Source organism: Dehalococcoidia bacterium, assembly GCA_021295915.1.
Taxonomy (GTDB): Bacteria; Chloroflexota; Dehalococcoidia; order Lucifugimonadales; family UBA1123; genus VXRN01.
Map to the genome: position 1 here is coordinate 1 of JAGWBK010000033.1, position 17,596 is coordinate 17,596.

Genomic DNA, 17,596 nt, shown 5'->3' on the forward strand with positions numbered 1-17,596 from the left:
GGGACGACAGCGGAACCTTCCTGGACGGTTCCGTCAGGGTGTGCTTCCTGGATCGCCTGCCGTCGGTGTCGAGTGGCAGCCCCCAATTAGAAGATCCGTAGCCTCTACGGTCCCCCATTCCATTGATCTGAAGCCCGGCCCAGGCGCGGGCGATCTCGCCCAATAGCTCCCAAACTTGTGCTATCGGGCCAAGTCGATCACTTTAAGGCCCCTATCCTACGCCTAGTCCAGTAGCTATTCGCGGGGAAGTCAACAAGACTAGCTTCAATACTCAAGCGTCTTAGAGGTATCTCTGTGGATAACATCATCAGCCTTTTGCAGGCTCTTGGACCCTTGTTGGATTCCATGGCGGTCGCAGTGCCCGTCGTGGTCGTCGCGTTCGCCTTGTACCAGCTCATCGGTAAACTCTCCAGAGTTATTGATCGCTTCGCCGAAGCTGACTTCTCTCAGTTGTTTAGCAGCGACCGGTAGGGGCTCAAGACCGCTGACGTTTCAGGGCTACATCTGCTGGCTAGGCCCTGACTGCATCACGCAGGGTACGCCACATGCCGGTTCTATAGGTTCACGCCAAAGATGAACGACTTTATCACATTTCGCCGAATGATCCTCCCCATTCTCATTCAGGATCATTCAGGTAGTTTGGTGGATCGGAAATCTGGCCATAGTCTTTACGCTTTTCGGCAGTTGGGCAGCACTCAGCGAGTTGCGGGGAGGCTTGGGCTTCCCTGTCTCCATTTTGGTGGCCGTAGTTTCGTTTGTCTGGTGGAGGTGCCTATGCGAGTTCTTAATGATTGTGTTCCGTAAAAACGAGCCGCTTTCCGACATACGGCGGGAGTTGCGAGAGAAGGAGTGAGTCGAAGGCGGATAATCGGTGGTGGGTCTGCATTGTGACTAGGATGTGGCTCAGGCTCGCTGTAACAAAATGAAACGCGCCAGTGTCCAAGCTAGCTTCGTTGTCACCAAGCCTGTCACGCTACCGTGCCCGTGGGTCCGTGCATGGTGGATGCTGATCTGCCGCTAAATTCATAAGGGTACGTCAACAGTAATGGTTGAAGGCGCAACAAGAGTTTTGAATCTGGGACTACCAATTAGGTATGTCACGATGATCCTGGTGCTATTGGCAGCTGCGATCATAGCCTGTGACGACCCTGAACCGGTCGTGCCTAACATCATCGCATCACCCGCCCCAACTACGGCGGTCATTCAACCTACGGCCGTTCAGCCCAATCAGGCGCCGGTCGCAAGAGTCCCGTCTACATCGACTCCCACAGCGAGACCAGCCGCTCCGCCTACATCCACTCCGACACCCACATCCACTGTGTCTCCTACGCCAACCCCGGATTGATTGACCCATTCATAGCCATCTACACGACAAGATGTCTCGTTTTACTCGCATTGATGGAGTTGCGGATTGACGCAGTTCCGTCTAAGCCATTGCTGGCAATCCTACGGTATCAGGCTAGTGACAATCCGTTTCGAGGGTAGATATACCCATCGAGAGACCAACGGAAAGTAGTTTGCAGGAGCGTTAGTTTCGCGTCCTGCCAAGTCAGGAGACAACGGGAGGAGAAAATTGAAATCAGAAGTGGCATTGCTGGCCATCCTGATGTTGATCGTTATAGTCGGCTGCTCACAGGTAGGGTCCGCAGACCTGGGCGAGCCGTACACCGCTACCGAAATAGTCCAGGCCCATGCCGAGAGTCCGTCGGACTTCGAGGACGCCTGGATTGGCTCCCGCATAAATGTCGCAGGAGTCGTAGACCGCATCGAAGATGGGGTAGTCTACCTTGTTGCTGACGACTATGAAGACACCGTGGCCCTCGATGATCTCAGCCGAGACGAGAGAAGGATGTGGGAGTCTGGTGATGAGGTGGAGTATGCCTGCGAAGTTGGGGAGTACGACGATGGATCGGTGATCGTGTTCGAATGCGGGCCCCCCGAACATGGTGCAGCCGCCTCGGGCATACTTGGTAATGCGGGCCCGATTCTCGAATACTGGAGCCTGCCTGCTCTGCTGATCGTGTCCGTGTTGACCGTGACCGCAATGGCTCGCTCGACATGGAGGGGATGGCAGCCACCGATGATCGCGGTAATGTGCCTCGGGGTTTTAGCGATATTGAACGCCGCTGCAACAGTGGTGTTCGGTTACACCACAGTGAACTCCACCGTTTTAACCCCGATAGCGGCTGTCTCGTTTGTAGTCATCCTCTTTCTGAGCTGGATGATATTGGACGCCGAGCGCTTCCCGGGAAACAGTGGAACGCCACCACGCACGGCTGTGACACCAGTGCCTCCTTCCCCAGTCACAGTTCAGCCCGTTCCTCCGCTCGCTAGCTCTCCTGACGTTACAAACGTGTCGGATATCCAGGCTACTGCCGTTGCCAGTCTTGGAAGCCCATCTGCGGCTGCACCTTCTCCATCGCAGACTATGGCGATGCAGCCGGATGTTGCAAGCTCGATGGCATGGCTCGTGGTCACGAGGGGCCCATCAGAAGGGAAGTCCCTGCAGTTGAAAGAAGGCAACAACACCATTGGCCGGTCCCTTGAGAACGACCTGCAGTTGGATGATGCCTCCGTCTCGCGCTCCCATGCCATGGTGAGCGTAAAGGATGAAGAGTTTACGTTGGTCGATCTGGGAAGCGCCGGTGGAACGAGGATTGGCGATCATAGGATCGCTGGGAGACAGATCGGCGAGGGAAGTGCCATCATCGTTGGACAGACTAGGATGAGTCTGATGACTGTGGATGCCTTCCAGGGAGGGCCCTCCTCCGGGGCGACAATGGTGGGATCGCCAACTGGGTCGTCACTGTCGCTGATAGCCCAGTCAGGTCCAGATGCTGGCAAGAGCTTCCTGCTGTCATCGGCACAGAACCTGATAGGCAGGGACTCTTCCGCCCAGGTAATGCTGTCAGATCCCACCGTAAGTCGCCGGCACGCAATGATCAGGGTGGATGCGGACCGCACGACTATTTCGGACCTCGGTTCGCAGTCTGGAACTCAGGTGGACGGCGAGCGTATACAGGGCGTACGAGTTTCAGTAGGTGAAAGGGTAGTGGTAGGTCAGTCCGAATTCACACTGATGAGACCCAATAGTTGATGAGATTCTTACGTGTAGGCGGCCCAGAGCCGCCCGTGATGTCGGCAGAAGGTATCACCGATGTCGGAGTTCTTCGATCCAACAATGAAGACAATTTCTCAGTGCGACTGGATGAGGAAGCCCCTCTGGGCGACGCTCTGCTGGCAGTCGCTGATGGTATGGGTGGGCACGCGGCCGGCGAAATTGCCAGCCAGATTTCTCTCGACCTACTGATAGAGGCTCTTTCGAAGTCAACTTCACTGGAGGAACGCACGCTCCAGGCGGCAGTGGAACAGGCCAATGACGGTGTCTATAGGGCATCTTCCCTAGGACCCAACATGCAGGGCATGGGGACCACGCTTGTCGCCGGGTTGCTGGTAAGAAGCGTGCTGCACATCTGTAATGTGGGGGACAGCCGGGCCTATCTCTTGAGAGAGGGAAGGCTGGCCCAACTGACGCGAGACCATAGCTGGGTGGGAGACATGGTTGCCAGGGGGTTACTCACGCCTGAGCAGGCCGCTGTACATCCCCGCAGAAGCGTACTTACACGTGCGTTAGGCGTGGCTGACTTTGTGCAAGTCGATGTGACTCGGGTCTCCCTGCGTCAGGGAGACCGCATTCTACTTTGTTCTGATGGGCTATACGGCCTGGTAGACGAGGACACCATAGCGACAGTCCTTAACAGGGGATCTCTAAGATCAGCTGCTCGGGAGCTGGTCAGGTTGGCCAATAACGCGGGTGGCACCGACAATGTTACTGTCGTTGTCGCACAGATGAATGCTGCTGTTGAGATTGTGGAGTCCGAGACCGACGGTCCTATGGACACTCTCACACCTGGATCCCCCGCGCCAAGTCAGGTACAAGGCGGCATGAGGATCGCAGGCTTCGCCTTGGGCGACGCCGGCAGTGGCGTGGGACCACCATGGCGCAGAAGGCTTTCGTTGTTCGCGGGAGGGTTCGGCGCGATTATCGTGATAGTACTGGTATTGATCGTCGTTACCCAGACTGGAGAGGATGATGAAGGCGCTGACCGTCTTTCTCTGGCCATTCCTTCTGGGAACGGGACAACCACTCCAACACATACTCCGACGCCAGTCGGGGAAGGGGTGTCTAGCGCGGCGACTTTAGGTGAAGCGGTGCCCACGGGCACACCAGATGCGCCTCCCACAGTCAGCCCGACTCAGACACCTTCACCAACGGCGATGCCTACTCCCAGAGTCACTCCTGAGCCTACCATCACGCCCACACAGACACCGAAGCCCCCGATCTCCACAACCGCAGAGAAGGCTCAGGAAGAAACACCTCTTCCTAAGGAAAGCACTCAGCCCTCCGTCTCACCTGCGTCACCATCGGTTCCCGCCCCTGTCGCAGAGACTAGTGACACGCCAATACCGACGATTACGCCGACGCCCACAGCTACGTCAACAGTGGATTCCGCACCTAGCCCAGTGTCGACGACTACTCTGACCATTACGCCGACACCTACGCACACGACATTGCCGATACCCACGCACACACCATCGCCGACGCCGACGCCGACGCACACGCACACGCCCTCGGCAACACCTACATACCCACCTAGTCCCACCGCAACGTTTACCCTAGTTCCTGAACCGCTATTAGTGGTCGAATACACGAATGTCTCCCCAACGGATCCAGAAGTGTGGGAAGAAGTGAGAATTACGGTCGTCGTAATTAATCAAGGCCAGACCACGTCAAGCGAATTCTTCGTCAGCTTAGTTGACCACCACGGCACTGGGAAGGATTTCATAGAGCGCAAAACGGTAGACGGCCTTGAAGCCGGACAGAAGGAGGAAGTCACATTTGTGTGGCGAGCGGAGGTCGAGAAGCGAACTTTCGGTCTGGTCCTCGCCTCCCATTACGCGGAAGATCAAGTCATCCGGTTGCCTTCAATTAATGTGGCTGTTCCAGACTATGCCATTGAGCAAGTGACTTGGAGGCCGAAGAGTCCCGCGATTAACGAAGACGTTACGTTTCTGGCCCATGTCAAGAACACAGGCACTCTGAACTCGGAGTATGACACTGAGGTCGTTTTCTACCTAGGCGGGGAGTATCACTCAGTGATGATGCTGGACAGGGGGTTGAACGCCGGTGCGACGCGGGATGTGGAGTCACAGAAGTGGAAAGCACAGAGTGGTGCACAGGAGACTTTGGCCGTCATATATCCTCTGGCGTCTCGGGACCAAAGGGACAAGTCTTCGTGGGATGAGTACGACAAGAGATATGCCATAGCCGAACACAGGGCGACATACGATGCCACGCGACTGCCGAATCTTGCGGTTACGGAGATTGTATTCTCTGAAAGACGAGTAACGAATACCGACACTTTATATCTGGATCTGTCCTTCAACATTACCAATGAAATCGGAGACGGTGGAACAACTCCGCCTGTAGATAACGAGTTCGATGTTCGAATTGAATTCGTAGATGGCCCCTTCTGCCCACTGCGTCCTGGGAGAACACCGTGTGCTGTTGAGATACAGGTCGACGAACTTAGTGGCGGTTTAGAAGAGTCCAAAAAGGTGGAAGGTCAATTTCAGATGCCACTTCCGCCCAGCGGGGATACTTACACGTTCTCGGCAACTGTGACGGTCGACCCGGAGGACGGCGTGGAAGAGTCATCCGAGACTGACAACACCGAGACCAAGGATCATCGGGTGTCTGGGTGAATTGTGACTGGTATACCTTCAGAGATGATTGGCAGATACCGTGTTATCGCGAACTTGGCGTCGGGAAGTCAGGGAACTGTGTACCGCGCCCACAATCCTGACCTTGACCGGGAGGTAGCACTGAAGGTAATGCATCCGCACTTGGCTAATCCAGACGTGATCACTCGCCTCCAGCGGGAGGCAAGAATAGTCGCGTCGATAAGCCACGCGAACATCGCAGTCCTCACGGACATCGGAGAGCACGAGGGAGCGCAATTCATTGCAATTGAGTATGTCCCTCACACAGCCAGGGAGCTCATTGACCGTGGTCCTATGGACGTTTCGCGAGCCATCACAATTGCATATAAGGCGGCACTTGCAATGGAGGCTGCTCGAACGAGCAGGCATGGGATTACACACCATGACATCAAGCCGGACAATCTCTTGCTGACGTCTCTTGGACATGAGGGAGTGGTGAAGCTGATCGACTTCGGGTTAGCTCACGCAGCAGACTTGGCTCCCATGACAACCACAGGTTCCCAGTGGGGAACACCGTACTACATGCCTCCCGAGCAGTGGATGGGAGAAGGCGGAGACCCACGATCAGACGTGTACTCATTGGGAGTGGACCTGTACCAGATGTTGACTGGACAAGTCCCATTCAGTTCGACAGCATCGAACAGTCTGGCGCAGCACCACGAGATAGCCCGTCAGCACATAGAGGTCGATGCAGCGACGCTTCGTTCAATCCGGGGGGACATGTCAGTGTCGCTGGAGGCGATAGTCGTCAGGTGCATGGCGAAGTCCCCCGGTGATCGGTACCAGACGCCAGGTGAGATGGCGAATGCCCTGGCAGAAGTCATTGGACTAGCAACGACACCGGGTGTGTCCCTGCCTGTCCCGAGACCACCAGTTGACGTAGGGAGAGGTGCCTCGAAGCCTCCACGGCGAAACCGGCTTCCGCTGATGGCGGCCGGAGGGTTGCGAGCGACGATCGTAATTGTGCTCATCGTAGTTGTTGCATCTCAGTCACGTGAGAACATTGAACGTCCCATACTTCCAGACCGTCCAGCGCCTCCTTCTGGAGCTCCGCCCGCCGTCTTGAGTCCCACACCGACCCATACTCCGGTGTCCGTCTCAGCGGGTGCGGGAACTCTGGTGATGGCATTTACAGCGACGCCGACTAACTCACCGGTCGCCACTCCTACGGAGACCCCTGTTCCGACTCCAACGGGTACGCATACACCCACGTCCACACCAGAACTTACGGTGACCCCTGTCCCTACGCTGATCCCGTACCCTCTGCAGCCGACTTACACGCCTCTGCCCACAAGCACATCAAGACCGATACCTGCATCACTGCCTACAAGTACGCCAAGACCAACCGAGACCCGTACTCCGATTTCTACGCCGACTCCGTATCCCTTAAAGCCCACATACACACCCCTGCCAACAAGCACACCGGAACCAACCGCGACTCGTTCTCCGATCCCTACGCCGACCTATACGCCCACGCGCGCACCGAAGCCAACTGCTACACCTACGCGCACACCAACGCCATCGGTCACTCCCACACGCACTGCGACCCCGATTCCCTTCCATACGGCGACCCCGACTCCAATTCCCACCACTCAGCTGCGGTGGCGTTACGAGACCAACGGAAGCAGGTGGTCGTCGCCTACTTTAGCTGGCGGAGCTGTATACATCGGGTCGACGGATAACAGTGTGTACGCTCTACATGCGCGTAGCGGAGAGCTGATTTGGACCTATGGGACGGATGGTGACGTTCAGTCCTCGCCTGCGGTGTCTAACGGCGTGGTATTCGTCGGCTCATGGGATAGCTATCTGTACGCTCTGGATGCGGCAACCGACGACCGGAAGTGGAGCTACTCGACAGATAGCAGAATTGTTTCGTCGCCATCCGTGGCCAACGGGGTGGTGTACGTTGGATCAAACTATCACCGTCTGTACGCACTGGACGCGGACACCGGAGAGCTGGTCTGGAGCTACGAGACAGGGGGCGCCGTCCAATCCTCGCCTGCGGTAGCTGACGGGAAAGTGTATGTCGGCTCGAACGACCACTACGTCTACGCGCTGGACGCAGGCACCGGAGAACCGGTCTGGAGTCATGAGACAGAGGATGTCGTGCAATCCTCGCCATCTGTAGCTGCCAGGAAGGTGTACGTTGGCTTAGGCGATGACTTGGTTTACGCGCTGGATGCGACCACGGGAGTCGTGGCCTGGACATATGATGCAAGATACCCGGTGCTCTCCTTACCCGCAGGGTCGAATGGCGCAGTGTACATAGGATCAGAGAATGGCACTCTTCACGCGGTGGATGGCAATACCGAGAACGAGTTATGGACTTCCACAAAGGGTAGTCCACAATCCTCGCCGGCAGTAGCTGGAGGGGCTGTATACATCGGGGCAAGGAATGGCCAACTGTACGTACTGCGTGCTGACACTGGGGACGAGCTTCGGAGTCACCAGTTGGGGGCGCCGTACACTCCTCATCCGCAGTGGAAAATGTCATGGTGTACATCGCATCGCTGGACGAGTACCTGAACGCACTGGATGCATGGTAGCCCAACTCAATTGTAGTAATACATCTCTGGGACGTGACAGCTTAAAGCCTAAAGTAAGAGCGCTATGACAGATTCGACAGAAGAAGTAATCGGCAGATACCAGGTTCTTGAGAACCTTGCTTCTGGAAGCCAGGGCACTGTCTATCACGCCTACGATCCTGAGCTAGAACGCGAGGTCGCCCTCAAGGTCCTTCACCCGCACCTGACGACCGAGGATATCGTCGCGCGCTTCCAGCGCGAGGCACGGATCGTTGCATCCATCAACCATCCCAACATAGCCGGCATCACGGACATCGGTGAGCATGAGGGCGCCCACTTCATCGCAATCGAGTACGTACCACATACTGCCAGGGAACTCATTGACCAGGGGCCGCTGGACATCACCCGCGCTGTCACCGTTGGCTACCAGGCGGCGCTGGCCCTAGAAGCTGCACGCACCAGCAGGCGCGGTATCACCCACCACGACATCAAGCCTGAGAACCTCCTGCTCACTACTCTTGACGACGAAGGCGTCGTGAAACTGATCGATTTTGGGATCGCTCACGCTGCGGACATGGCCCCAATGACGCAGGCTGGCGCTCAGTGGGGCACGCCGTACTACATGCCGCCCGAGCAGTGGCAAGGAGAGCGTGGCGACACGCGCTCTGACGTCTACTCACTGGGTGTGGTGATTTACCAGATGCTTACGGGGCAGGTGCCCTTCAGTTCGACCGCGGCCAGCAGCATGGCCCAGAACAATGAGATAGCCCAGCAGCACATCGAGGTCGATCCAACTTCACTTCGGTCCATACGTGAGGATGTCCCAGAGGCGCTTGAATCGATTGTCCTAAAGTGCATGGCCAAGTCTCCGGGTGACCGGTACCAGACACCCGGAGAGCTCGCAGAGGAACTGGCTGGGATTCTTGGAGTCGCACCGACGCCAAGCGTGTCCCTGCCGGTCTCGCGTCCCCCTTCGCGTCCATCCGCCGATGAGAAACGGGGCCTACGGTTTCCACTGCCTCTGATCGCAGCAGGCGGGTTCGGAGCGGTGATCCTTGTTGTACTGGTAGCGTTGCTGATAGCAGCACCGGATGATGGCCCTGGAGAAAATGGACCGGGACGTCCTCCTCCGGCTGCTCGAACTTCGGATGATTCATCCGTGCCAGGTCGCTCACCGTCGAGCGGGGCTGCAGCGGGCCCGGTTGGGGATCTGTTGGACCGCTCGGATCCCACTCCCACTCCCACGCCTGAGCCGTCTCCTACAGAGGTTAAGGACATCTCGGTCGCTGTGGAAGAGGCTGTGGCTAAGGCGTTGGCGACGGCTATACCGCCGACGCCGACATCCCCCCCAGTTACACCGACACCTACGAACACGCCATCGCCGACACCTACGAACACGCCATCGCCGACACCTACCCACACACCATCGCCGACTCCTACGAACACGCCATCGCCGACACCTACCCACACACCATTGCCGACTCCTACCTATACACGAAGTCCCACCCCAACTAATACGCCTTTGCCGACTCCTACCTTTACACCGAGACCCACTCCAACTAGTACGCCTGTTCCGGCACTTCCGGCACTTCTTATCGAAGACGCCTGGATCTCCAACGCGGACCCAGCAATCTGGGAGGAGGTTAGAATTTCAGTTACCGTCAGCAATCAGGGGGAGGCCACAGCCGACGAATTTCACGTCGAATTGGTGGACAACGATACTGGGGAGCCCTTACGAGAGCGCGTCAAGGTGGTTGAACTCGCACCCGGTGAAACGAGGGACTTGAGCATGGTTTGGCGGGCTGAGGTCGAGCCGCGAACCCTGGGTCTAGACTTGGACTCCCCATACGCGGAGGACGAAGTCCATACATTGCCTTCATTCGAACCGTTTATACCGCCCTATGTTATCGAGCAAATCACCTGGCACCCCGAGCATCCGGCGATCGATGAAGACGTCACGTTCTGGGCCCATATCAAGAACACCAGCCCTCGTAGCTCGGAATACGACGCTGATGTCACTTTCTACCTGAATGGAGAGTATTACTCATCTACGATGCTGAACAGGAGGCTGAATCGCAATGCTGTCAGGACGATCAGGTCTGATGATTGGAGGGCCCAAATTGGTTCCTACGAGATCCTCGCCGTTCTCTACCCATCGGCATACCTGGACCACAGGGAGAATTCGTCGTGGGATGAGTACGACGAGAGATACGCCATTTCCGAATACGACGTGATCTATGATGCCACTAGGCTGCCTAACCTCGCGGTCACCAAGGTGGAGTTCCTAGAAAGGACAGTGCCAGATGCCGACGCTGTATATCTGGACCTGTTCGTCACAATCACAAATGAACTCGGAGACGGTGGAATTACTCCGTCTGTAGATGACAGGTTCTATATTCGAATTGAGTTCGTGGAAGGACCTCTCTGCCCAATATATCAAGGCAGAATTCCATGCTCAGAGGAAATCGAGATAGGTGGCCTGCGGGGCGGTTCGACGGTGACCAAGCAGGTGGAGGGTACAGTCCTAATTCAACTCCCCCCGAGAGGAAGTGTTCTCAAGTTCACGGCAATTGTGACGGTGGACCCGGACAACGTGATTGAGGAGTTAACAAAGAATGACAACCACAAGCCCAAGGTCCATCGTGTGACCAGGTGATACGTGGCCGACTCACAGTCAGAGACGATAGGTAAGTATCGTGTAATCAGGAACCTTGCATCAGGCAGTCAGGGAACGGTGTATCACGCACATGATCCTGAGCTCGACCGAGAGGTTGCTGTCAAGGTGCTGCATCCACACTTGGCTAATCCAGACGTGATCGCTCGGTTCCAGCGAGAAGCACAGATTGTTGCCTCCATTAGTCACCCAAATATCGCGGGCATCACGGACATCGGGGAGCACGAGGGATCGCACTTCATCGCAATCGAGTATGTCCCCCACTCCATCAGAGAGCTGATAGACCGTGGTCCTTTGGACGTCACGCGAGCCGTCACGATCACCCACCAGGCGGCACTTGCACTGGAGGCTGCGCGCACAAGCAGCCGTGGAATCACGCACCATGACATCAAGCCAGAGAACCTGCTACTTACGACACTTGGCGCCGGTGGTGCAGTAAAGCTCATCGACTTCGGAATAGCTCACGCTGCGGACATGGCTCCCTTGACCCATGTTGGTTCACAGTGGGGTACGCCGTTCTACATGCCACCAGAACAATGGATGGGAGAGAGAGGAGACACCCGATCAGACGTTTATTCTCTTGGTGTGGTACTTTACCAGATGCTATCTGGGCATCTGCCCTTCAACTCGACCGCGTCTAATAGTCTAGTACGTCAGAATGAGATCGCAAGGCAGCATATTCAGGTAAATGCCACATCATTACGCTATCTGCGGCAGGATGTTTCAATGACAGTGGTCGCGATAGTGGAAAGGTGCCTGGCGAAGCAACCGAGCGATCGCTTTCAGACCCCGGGAGAACTTGCAGACGCCCTGGCTGGTTCCATTGGCCTGGCTTCTGCCAAGTTAGCTCCGCATCCTGTCGTCCAGCCGGACTGGTTGAGATCGGGAGACGATACAGCCCATCGGCAAAGACGAGCGCCACTCATCGCTGTCGGTGGATTCGTGGCAATGATTGTGATCATATCCACTCTACTGATGGTGTGTCAGGCTGCGGCCCGTGAACCGCAGCCCTCTCCGTTGCCTGTGACTGAGAAATACTCGGGGGCCTCATTTGGAATTATTGACGTAGCCAAGACTTCCGCCCAGTTATACTCGGCCACTCATAGGAGTGAGCAAGCACATCCGTCTTCACAAAAGTCTCAAGGTAAGAGTATGCCAGTACACTCGTCACGGATGCTTACAGCTGGCGGTGAGCCCCGATCTAGACCTGATGGGTAACCCACCGATGAGTTTCAACTCAGCATTAATCACTGTGCGAAGCGCGTCTGCTCGTGATATGGACCCATCAGTTTCGACGATAGGGTCACAGCCGATGACGCTCCAATAAACCGTTTCCCGGAATGTATTCCATATCAAGTACCAGTCTCACGTATGCAAGCGAACATGTGACAGGAGTGTCACAGACTTCTGGACTTAGCTCTGGTAGTCATGTAGGCACGCACAATTCTACAGCATCGGAGTAGTTTTGCAGGATAAATGGAAGTTAGGTACACGCATTTCTAGTAATTCATCCTTGCATGTTGCGTGGGGATGGTCGATAAGAGTCAAATAACCCGGAACCCTCACGAAATGCATCAGAGAGCCAACTCAGTAAATCAGCGTAGCCGTGTCAAATTCACCGGATGTCCGAGATCGGGGGGCGCGCGAGCACTCAGGTCAAATGCACCGTAAATAGGGCATGTTCGATTAGGATCAGGTTCTTATGCTAACGCTTCCATATCTGTCAAGAGAAAGCGAGCTGCACGTTACATCGCTACTAGCAAACAGCTCTAAGTTGGCCCACAGCTTTCTGGTCGGTCCTGCCCTGGTTGTTATGGCGCTTCTGTCGTTGATTACCGTGGGCTGCTTTATCGGGCCACAACCGGAAGTAATAAGAACTGTGGTGGAGAAGGAAGTGGAGGTACCAGTCGAAGTTATCGTTGAAAAGGAAGTGGAGGTGCCAGTCGAAATAATCGTAGAGAAAGAAGTAATCAGGGAAGTAGCGGTGCCGGTTGAGGTCCCTGTGGAAGTCATTGTCGAGAAGGAGGTAGTCAAGGAGGTAGAGGTGCCGGTTGAGGTTGTCAAGGAGGTTGTTGTCGAGAAGGAAGTAATCAAGGAGGTAGTGGTGGAAGTGCCAGTTGATGAGCCTTCAGAACCCTCCGTTCCTCAGGTTGTACGCTTGGTTGGTCTTGTGCCGTCTCCTGGCACAGTCATTCTAAATGAGGTGGGAGACACCGACACGTTGAGTGTTCAGGGCTACTATTCCGACCAGTCTCTGGCAGACCTGGCATTGAATTTCGTGACCCACCAGTCCACGGATTCGGGCGTGGTGAGCGTGACTCCGGACGGCATAGTAACCGCCAACGGCCCCGGCGGGGCCGACATAATTGTGGGATTCGGAAACTTCAAAGCGCGCGTCCATGCAGTCGTCATAGGAGATATACCCACACTCCCGCCTATAGACTCAGATATGGTTGGAGTCATCCATGGTCTGGGCGGCGATGAAGTTCGGGCTGTACTCAACCGCGTGATCGTTGAGTTGGAACCTGGTCTTGGGACAAGCGTTGCAGAGGAAATCGCGATGGCTCTGGATGGGCAGGTTGTATTCTCCTATCGCACTTTCCCGGGCTACATCATTGAATTTGACGCGCAGACACACGACCTGACTGCAGCGATTACTCAATTGAGTGGGGATGGAAGGGTTGCGGCAGCCTATCCGGATAGCCTCTTAGAGGCTGCCTACCATCCAATAGACGCTCTAACTCTTGACCCCAACTCACTTATGTCGCCCAATTTCGAAGCAGCTTGGAGAATCGTAGAGAAAATCCCCTCGGCTGGATTGTTCCCGGTAAACATCGCGGTGATAGATGGAGGAATGATTGCCGCGGGGAGTGTCAATGACCCTGAAACTGCCGCCTTGCTGTCTTCCGAATTCGACTGGAACCGTATAAACCAAGTGTCTATTGGACCTGAGATTTTCGACATTCCTGTTTACTTACTTGACCTCATATTGCGAGATGTGAGCCATGCGACTGCAGTGGCTAGCGTAATGATCGCAAGAAACAATCAAGGCGACGACTCCCTTAGCGGTATAGTTACGAGTGTCGGCGGAATTGATTACCAACTATTTGACTATGCGATAACAAGTGTCTCTGGTGTGGCAGCTGCCTTCGAGCACTTGAACGCAAATAACACTGACGTAGTCAACATCAGCATGGGAAAGAGATGTTTCCTTGGCAAGATTGATTGCGCTGAACGATCGTACCACCAGATGGCTAACCTGGCCTCTGATGTTCTGGTAGTTGCGTCTGCTGGAAATGATGACGCCGACGCGGCTGACCGCTTTCCCGTGAAGTGGACCAACGCCGGGCCTGACGGTCTACCAGCACTGCGTAATCTGGTTAGTGTCGGAGCCCTGGATTTCGAATGGGAAAGAAGAGCCAGTTTTTCCAACTATGGGAGCGCTGTCACCATATCAGCCCCCGGCGATTTCGTAAGAGTATTGGGCTTGGAATGGGAGTTTCAAAATGGGGGTAACCTTCTTGAATTAACCGGTGTATCGATCCCCTTCAAACCGGTCCAAGTACCCAAATGGGAATGGAAGGGTCAGCGTACTTACTATAGCGGAACATCGTTCTCTTCTCCACTGGTCGCCGGAACAGCGGCACTTCTGTTAGCAATTTCCCCGGACTTGACGCCGGAACAGGTGAAAGACCATCTAGTAGAGACGTCTGATGTGAAAACGGTTTGTACCTCCGACCAGGACCCATGTCCTCAGGACTTGGAGGAAGGCTGGCATGCGCTGCGCGCAGACAAGGCTGTCGCCCAACTCCTGTCTGACCGCATTGATGCCGAAATCTCCGACGGGGTTACGATTCCTGGCGATACCCAAAGGATCTTGAGAAGCCAGTACGAGTTTGATGTCGGGATCGAAAACAACGGAGATTTATTGTGGGACTTCTACGTAGAGGTATCGGTTACGCCACCGGGTGGAAATGAGGGCGACAGGATGTCGTTGGAGCCCGTGGAGACGTCAATAGCGCCGCAGACGTCCCATCCGGTGAGATTCACCTTCTCACCGGATGTGTCTGGCTGCTGGGACTTGAGAGTGAGAGTCTGGATGGAGGAGCCCGTATCCAGTCACCTGCGGCAAGCACTTGCCGAGTTGAATCCTACTGTTGACGTAGAAGAGATCGGTATGCTCGACGCTCAGGAATGGAAAGGTGGTCTAGAGGTCCGCTCAGATGCCAACACGCCAGAGCAGTGTACTGTCGCATCTTCGACCGCTGCTCTCCCTACGGGACTGGGACGTGGAGACGCCAACGTCCTACTTCTTGCAGATACCAGCGGCAGCATGGAGGGTCCGAAGTCAACGGCGCTGAAGGAGGCAATTGACGTATTCGTTGGCCGGATGTACGAGATTCGGGTGCAGGCGAAGGGCGGAGTCGACCCGGATCCTGACTACGTGGGGCTCGTCGACTTCGACCACAAATACCGAGGGATCGTATCGATGGAGGCAATAGGTCCAGACGGCACTGGGCTCAAATCCTGGCAAGCTGCGATCGACAGCCTTGATGACGTAGGAGGCACTGCTCTCTACGACGCTATCATACGGTCGTTGAACGCCCTGGAACAACAGGGCGAGCCAGACAGGGAGAGAATCCTGATAGCTCTCACAGATGGCGTGGACGAGAGCAGTGACAGTTCCTATGGCGAAGCGCTGGAAGCGCTTAAGGGATCGTCCGTGACGCTGTTCGCGCTTGCGCTCTCAGAACCTGGAGGAAGCAAGCTGTATGACTTTGCGGTGCTCCAACGCCTGGCTAACGCTACCAATGGTGTGGCGTATGCTGTCAACACCGACGATCTGTCCGGCCTGTACGAGTTGATCTCAACCAGATTCGAAATCGAGGGGTAGGCCGAGTAAGTAAGAGAGAGTTGTAGTCTGTGACTGTTTACACGTTACAGGTGACGTCAGGCCCCTCTTCTGGGGTGTCTGTCTCGTTCTTTGGAGGATCCGTCACAATAGGGCGGGACCCGTCCAGCAACCTCTGCGTCAACGACGCGAATGTCAGCCGTACCCACACGCAGCTAACTGACAACGGACGCGAGGTGGTGCTGAGAGACCTCAGCAGCACAAACGGAACGACATTGAATGGCAGAAGGGTCACTGACGCTGTCATCAGGCCCGGGGACGTCATCCATGTCGGCAATTCCCAAGTCCTGTTTTCAGAGGCTCAGCAGAGTCCCGGTCTGGCTGTCGCGGGTGCCCATTCGCAACAGCCTCCGCCGGCCTCTCCACCCAAGCGGGAGCGCTACCCTAATCGACTCGAATCGGGTCGTCACGCCTACAGCCTGCAGGTAACCTCTGGTCAGTCGGCAGGTGTGTCTGTGTCATTCTCGCGAGGATCCGTCACAGTCGGACGAGACCCATCCTGCGACCTGCGCGTCAATGATATGCAGGTCAGCCGTTCCCATGTACAGTTCACCCACATCGGACGCGAGGTGGTGCTGCGGGACATGCACAGCACCAACGGAACAACCCTAAACGGGAGGCCTGTAACCGGGGCAGTAATCCGGCCTGGCGACGTGATCGAAATAGGGGATTCCCAGATCCAGTTCGCCGAAGTCCAGCTCAGCGGTCGGCCTGCGGCCAGAGGCGCCTATTCGCAACAACAGCAACCCATGTCCGCACAGAGTCGCCCCTTGCAGCCGCTGCCTGAGCGTCGTTTGAGGCAAGACCCGTACCCGGCACCTCGAGCTGCTGCGGCTTCCTCTACGAACTGGGGAACTGTGCTCCTCGTGGTACTGATCCTCGGAGCTATTGGCGGTGCAATCTACTGGTTCTACAGCATGACGCCAAGGTCTGACGAGGAGATAGCTGCCCAAGTAGCTGTCGAATGGACCAACGATAGCGTGGACGAAGTTATGGGGCAGGCCATGCGTGCATTAACCGGTACAACGCTCGGCAGCGGTTTCCTGGTGGGGCAGATCAATGAGCGGGTTTCGTGGACTCACTCAGAGCCTGAATGCCCTCGACCCGGGAGGTGCGTTGTTCTCGCCACCGCCAGAGCCAGCAGCCCATTCAGGTTCAGCGTCCCTGTCGCGCTGGACATCGACACAGGTGATAAGCGCGTGGACAATTGGGAAATCCAATTCGCCCAGGTTTCCCTGGCAGGCATTCCGGGTGGCGCCGTTATCGGTGGCGCAAACGAAGCGGCCTCTGACGCGTTAGAAAGATTCAAAGACCTCGTTTCCGATGGGAATTACGACGATGCCTACGAGGTTATTGAAAGCTTCGGAGACTACTTCTCTGAAGAGGACATTGAAGATGCCTTCGAGGCAGTTGAAAGTTTCGGAGATTTCTTCTCCGATGACGACTTCGACAACTTCAGTGACAGCGCAAGTGATGTAGCTGACAATTTAGGTTCGTTCTTCCGCTAAACGCGCCTGAGTGTTCCTTCGAATCTGTGGCTTGAAGCCCGCGCTCGCCGATCCGAAGTTCGTGCAGGGCCGGGCATCCATTGGGTGCAGCGCTGCGTCTGTAGCGGGGCTCGTGAGGTACCATCAGAAGGTGTGTAAATAGAGAAGGCGGTGTACCCTCTCTCTGAATAGAAAAGCGGGCAATGGGCCCGAG

General features: G+C 55.9%; 8 protein-coding genes and 1 pseudogene. All 9 read left to right on the forward strand.

From position 1 onward, the window contains the following. Window positions 1–294 precede the first annotated feature (294 nt). Window positions 295–471 (forward strand): hypothetical protein, encoded by a 177-nt coding sequence (locus J4G14_10305; protein ID MCE2458193.1) that lies wholly within the window; start codon window positions 295–297, stop codon window positions 469–471. 154 nt (window positions 472–625) lie between these two features. Next, window positions 626–853 (forward strand): annotated as a pseudogene (locus J4G14_10310) (DUF4282 domain-containing protein). A gap of 720 nt (window positions 854–1,573) precedes the next feature. Then, window positions 1,574–3,097, forward strand: a complete 1,524-nt coding sequence (locus tag J4G14_10315; GenBank protein MCE2458194.1) for an FHA domain-containing protein — start codon at window positions 1,574–1,576, stop codon at window positions 3,095–3,097. Further along, window positions 3,097–5,766 (forward strand): Stp1/IreP family PP2C-type Ser/Thr phosphatase, encoded by a 2,670-nt coding sequence (locus J4G14_10320; GenBank protein ID MCE2458195.1) that lies wholly within the window; start codon window positions 3,097–3,099, stop codon window positions 5,764–5,766. Before J4G14_10315 ends, J4G14_10320 begins: the two co-directional genes overlap by 1 nt. 24 nt (window positions 5,767–5,790) lie before the next feature. Beyond that, entirely contained in the window at window positions 5,791–8,310 is a 2,520-nt protein-coding gene (locus J4G14_10325) for a PQQ-binding-like beta-propeller repeat protein (protein ID MCE2458196.1), read from the forward strand. 84 nt (window positions 8,311–8,394) lie between these two features. Continuing rightward, window positions 8,395–10,965, forward strand: coding sequence for a protein kinase (locus J4G14_10330; protein MCE2458197.1), 2,571 nt, complete (start codon window positions 8,395–8,397; stop codon window positions 10,963–10,965). 3 nt (window positions 10,966–10,968) lie between these two features. Continuing rightward, complete coding sequence (locus tag J4G14_10335) at window positions 10,969–12,201, forward strand: serine/threonine protein kinase (protein MCE2458198.1); 1,233 nt, start codon at window positions 10,969–10,971, stop codon at window positions 12,199–12,201. A gap of 484 nt (window positions 12,202–12,685) precedes the next feature. After that, on the forward strand, window positions 12,686–15,877 hold the full coding sequence (locus J4G14_10340; protein ID MCE2458199.1) for a S8 family serine peptidase: 3,192 nt from the start codon (window positions 12,686–12,688) through the stop codon (window positions 15,875–15,877). Window positions 15,878–15,906: 29 nt separating this feature from the next. After that, window positions 15,907–17,403 (forward strand): FHA domain-containing protein, encoded by a 1,497-nt coding sequence (locus J4G14_10345; protein MCE2458200.1) that lies wholly within the window; start codon window positions 15,907–15,909, stop codon window positions 17,401–17,403. The last annotated feature ends 193 nt before the right edge of the window (window positions 17,404–17,596 follow it).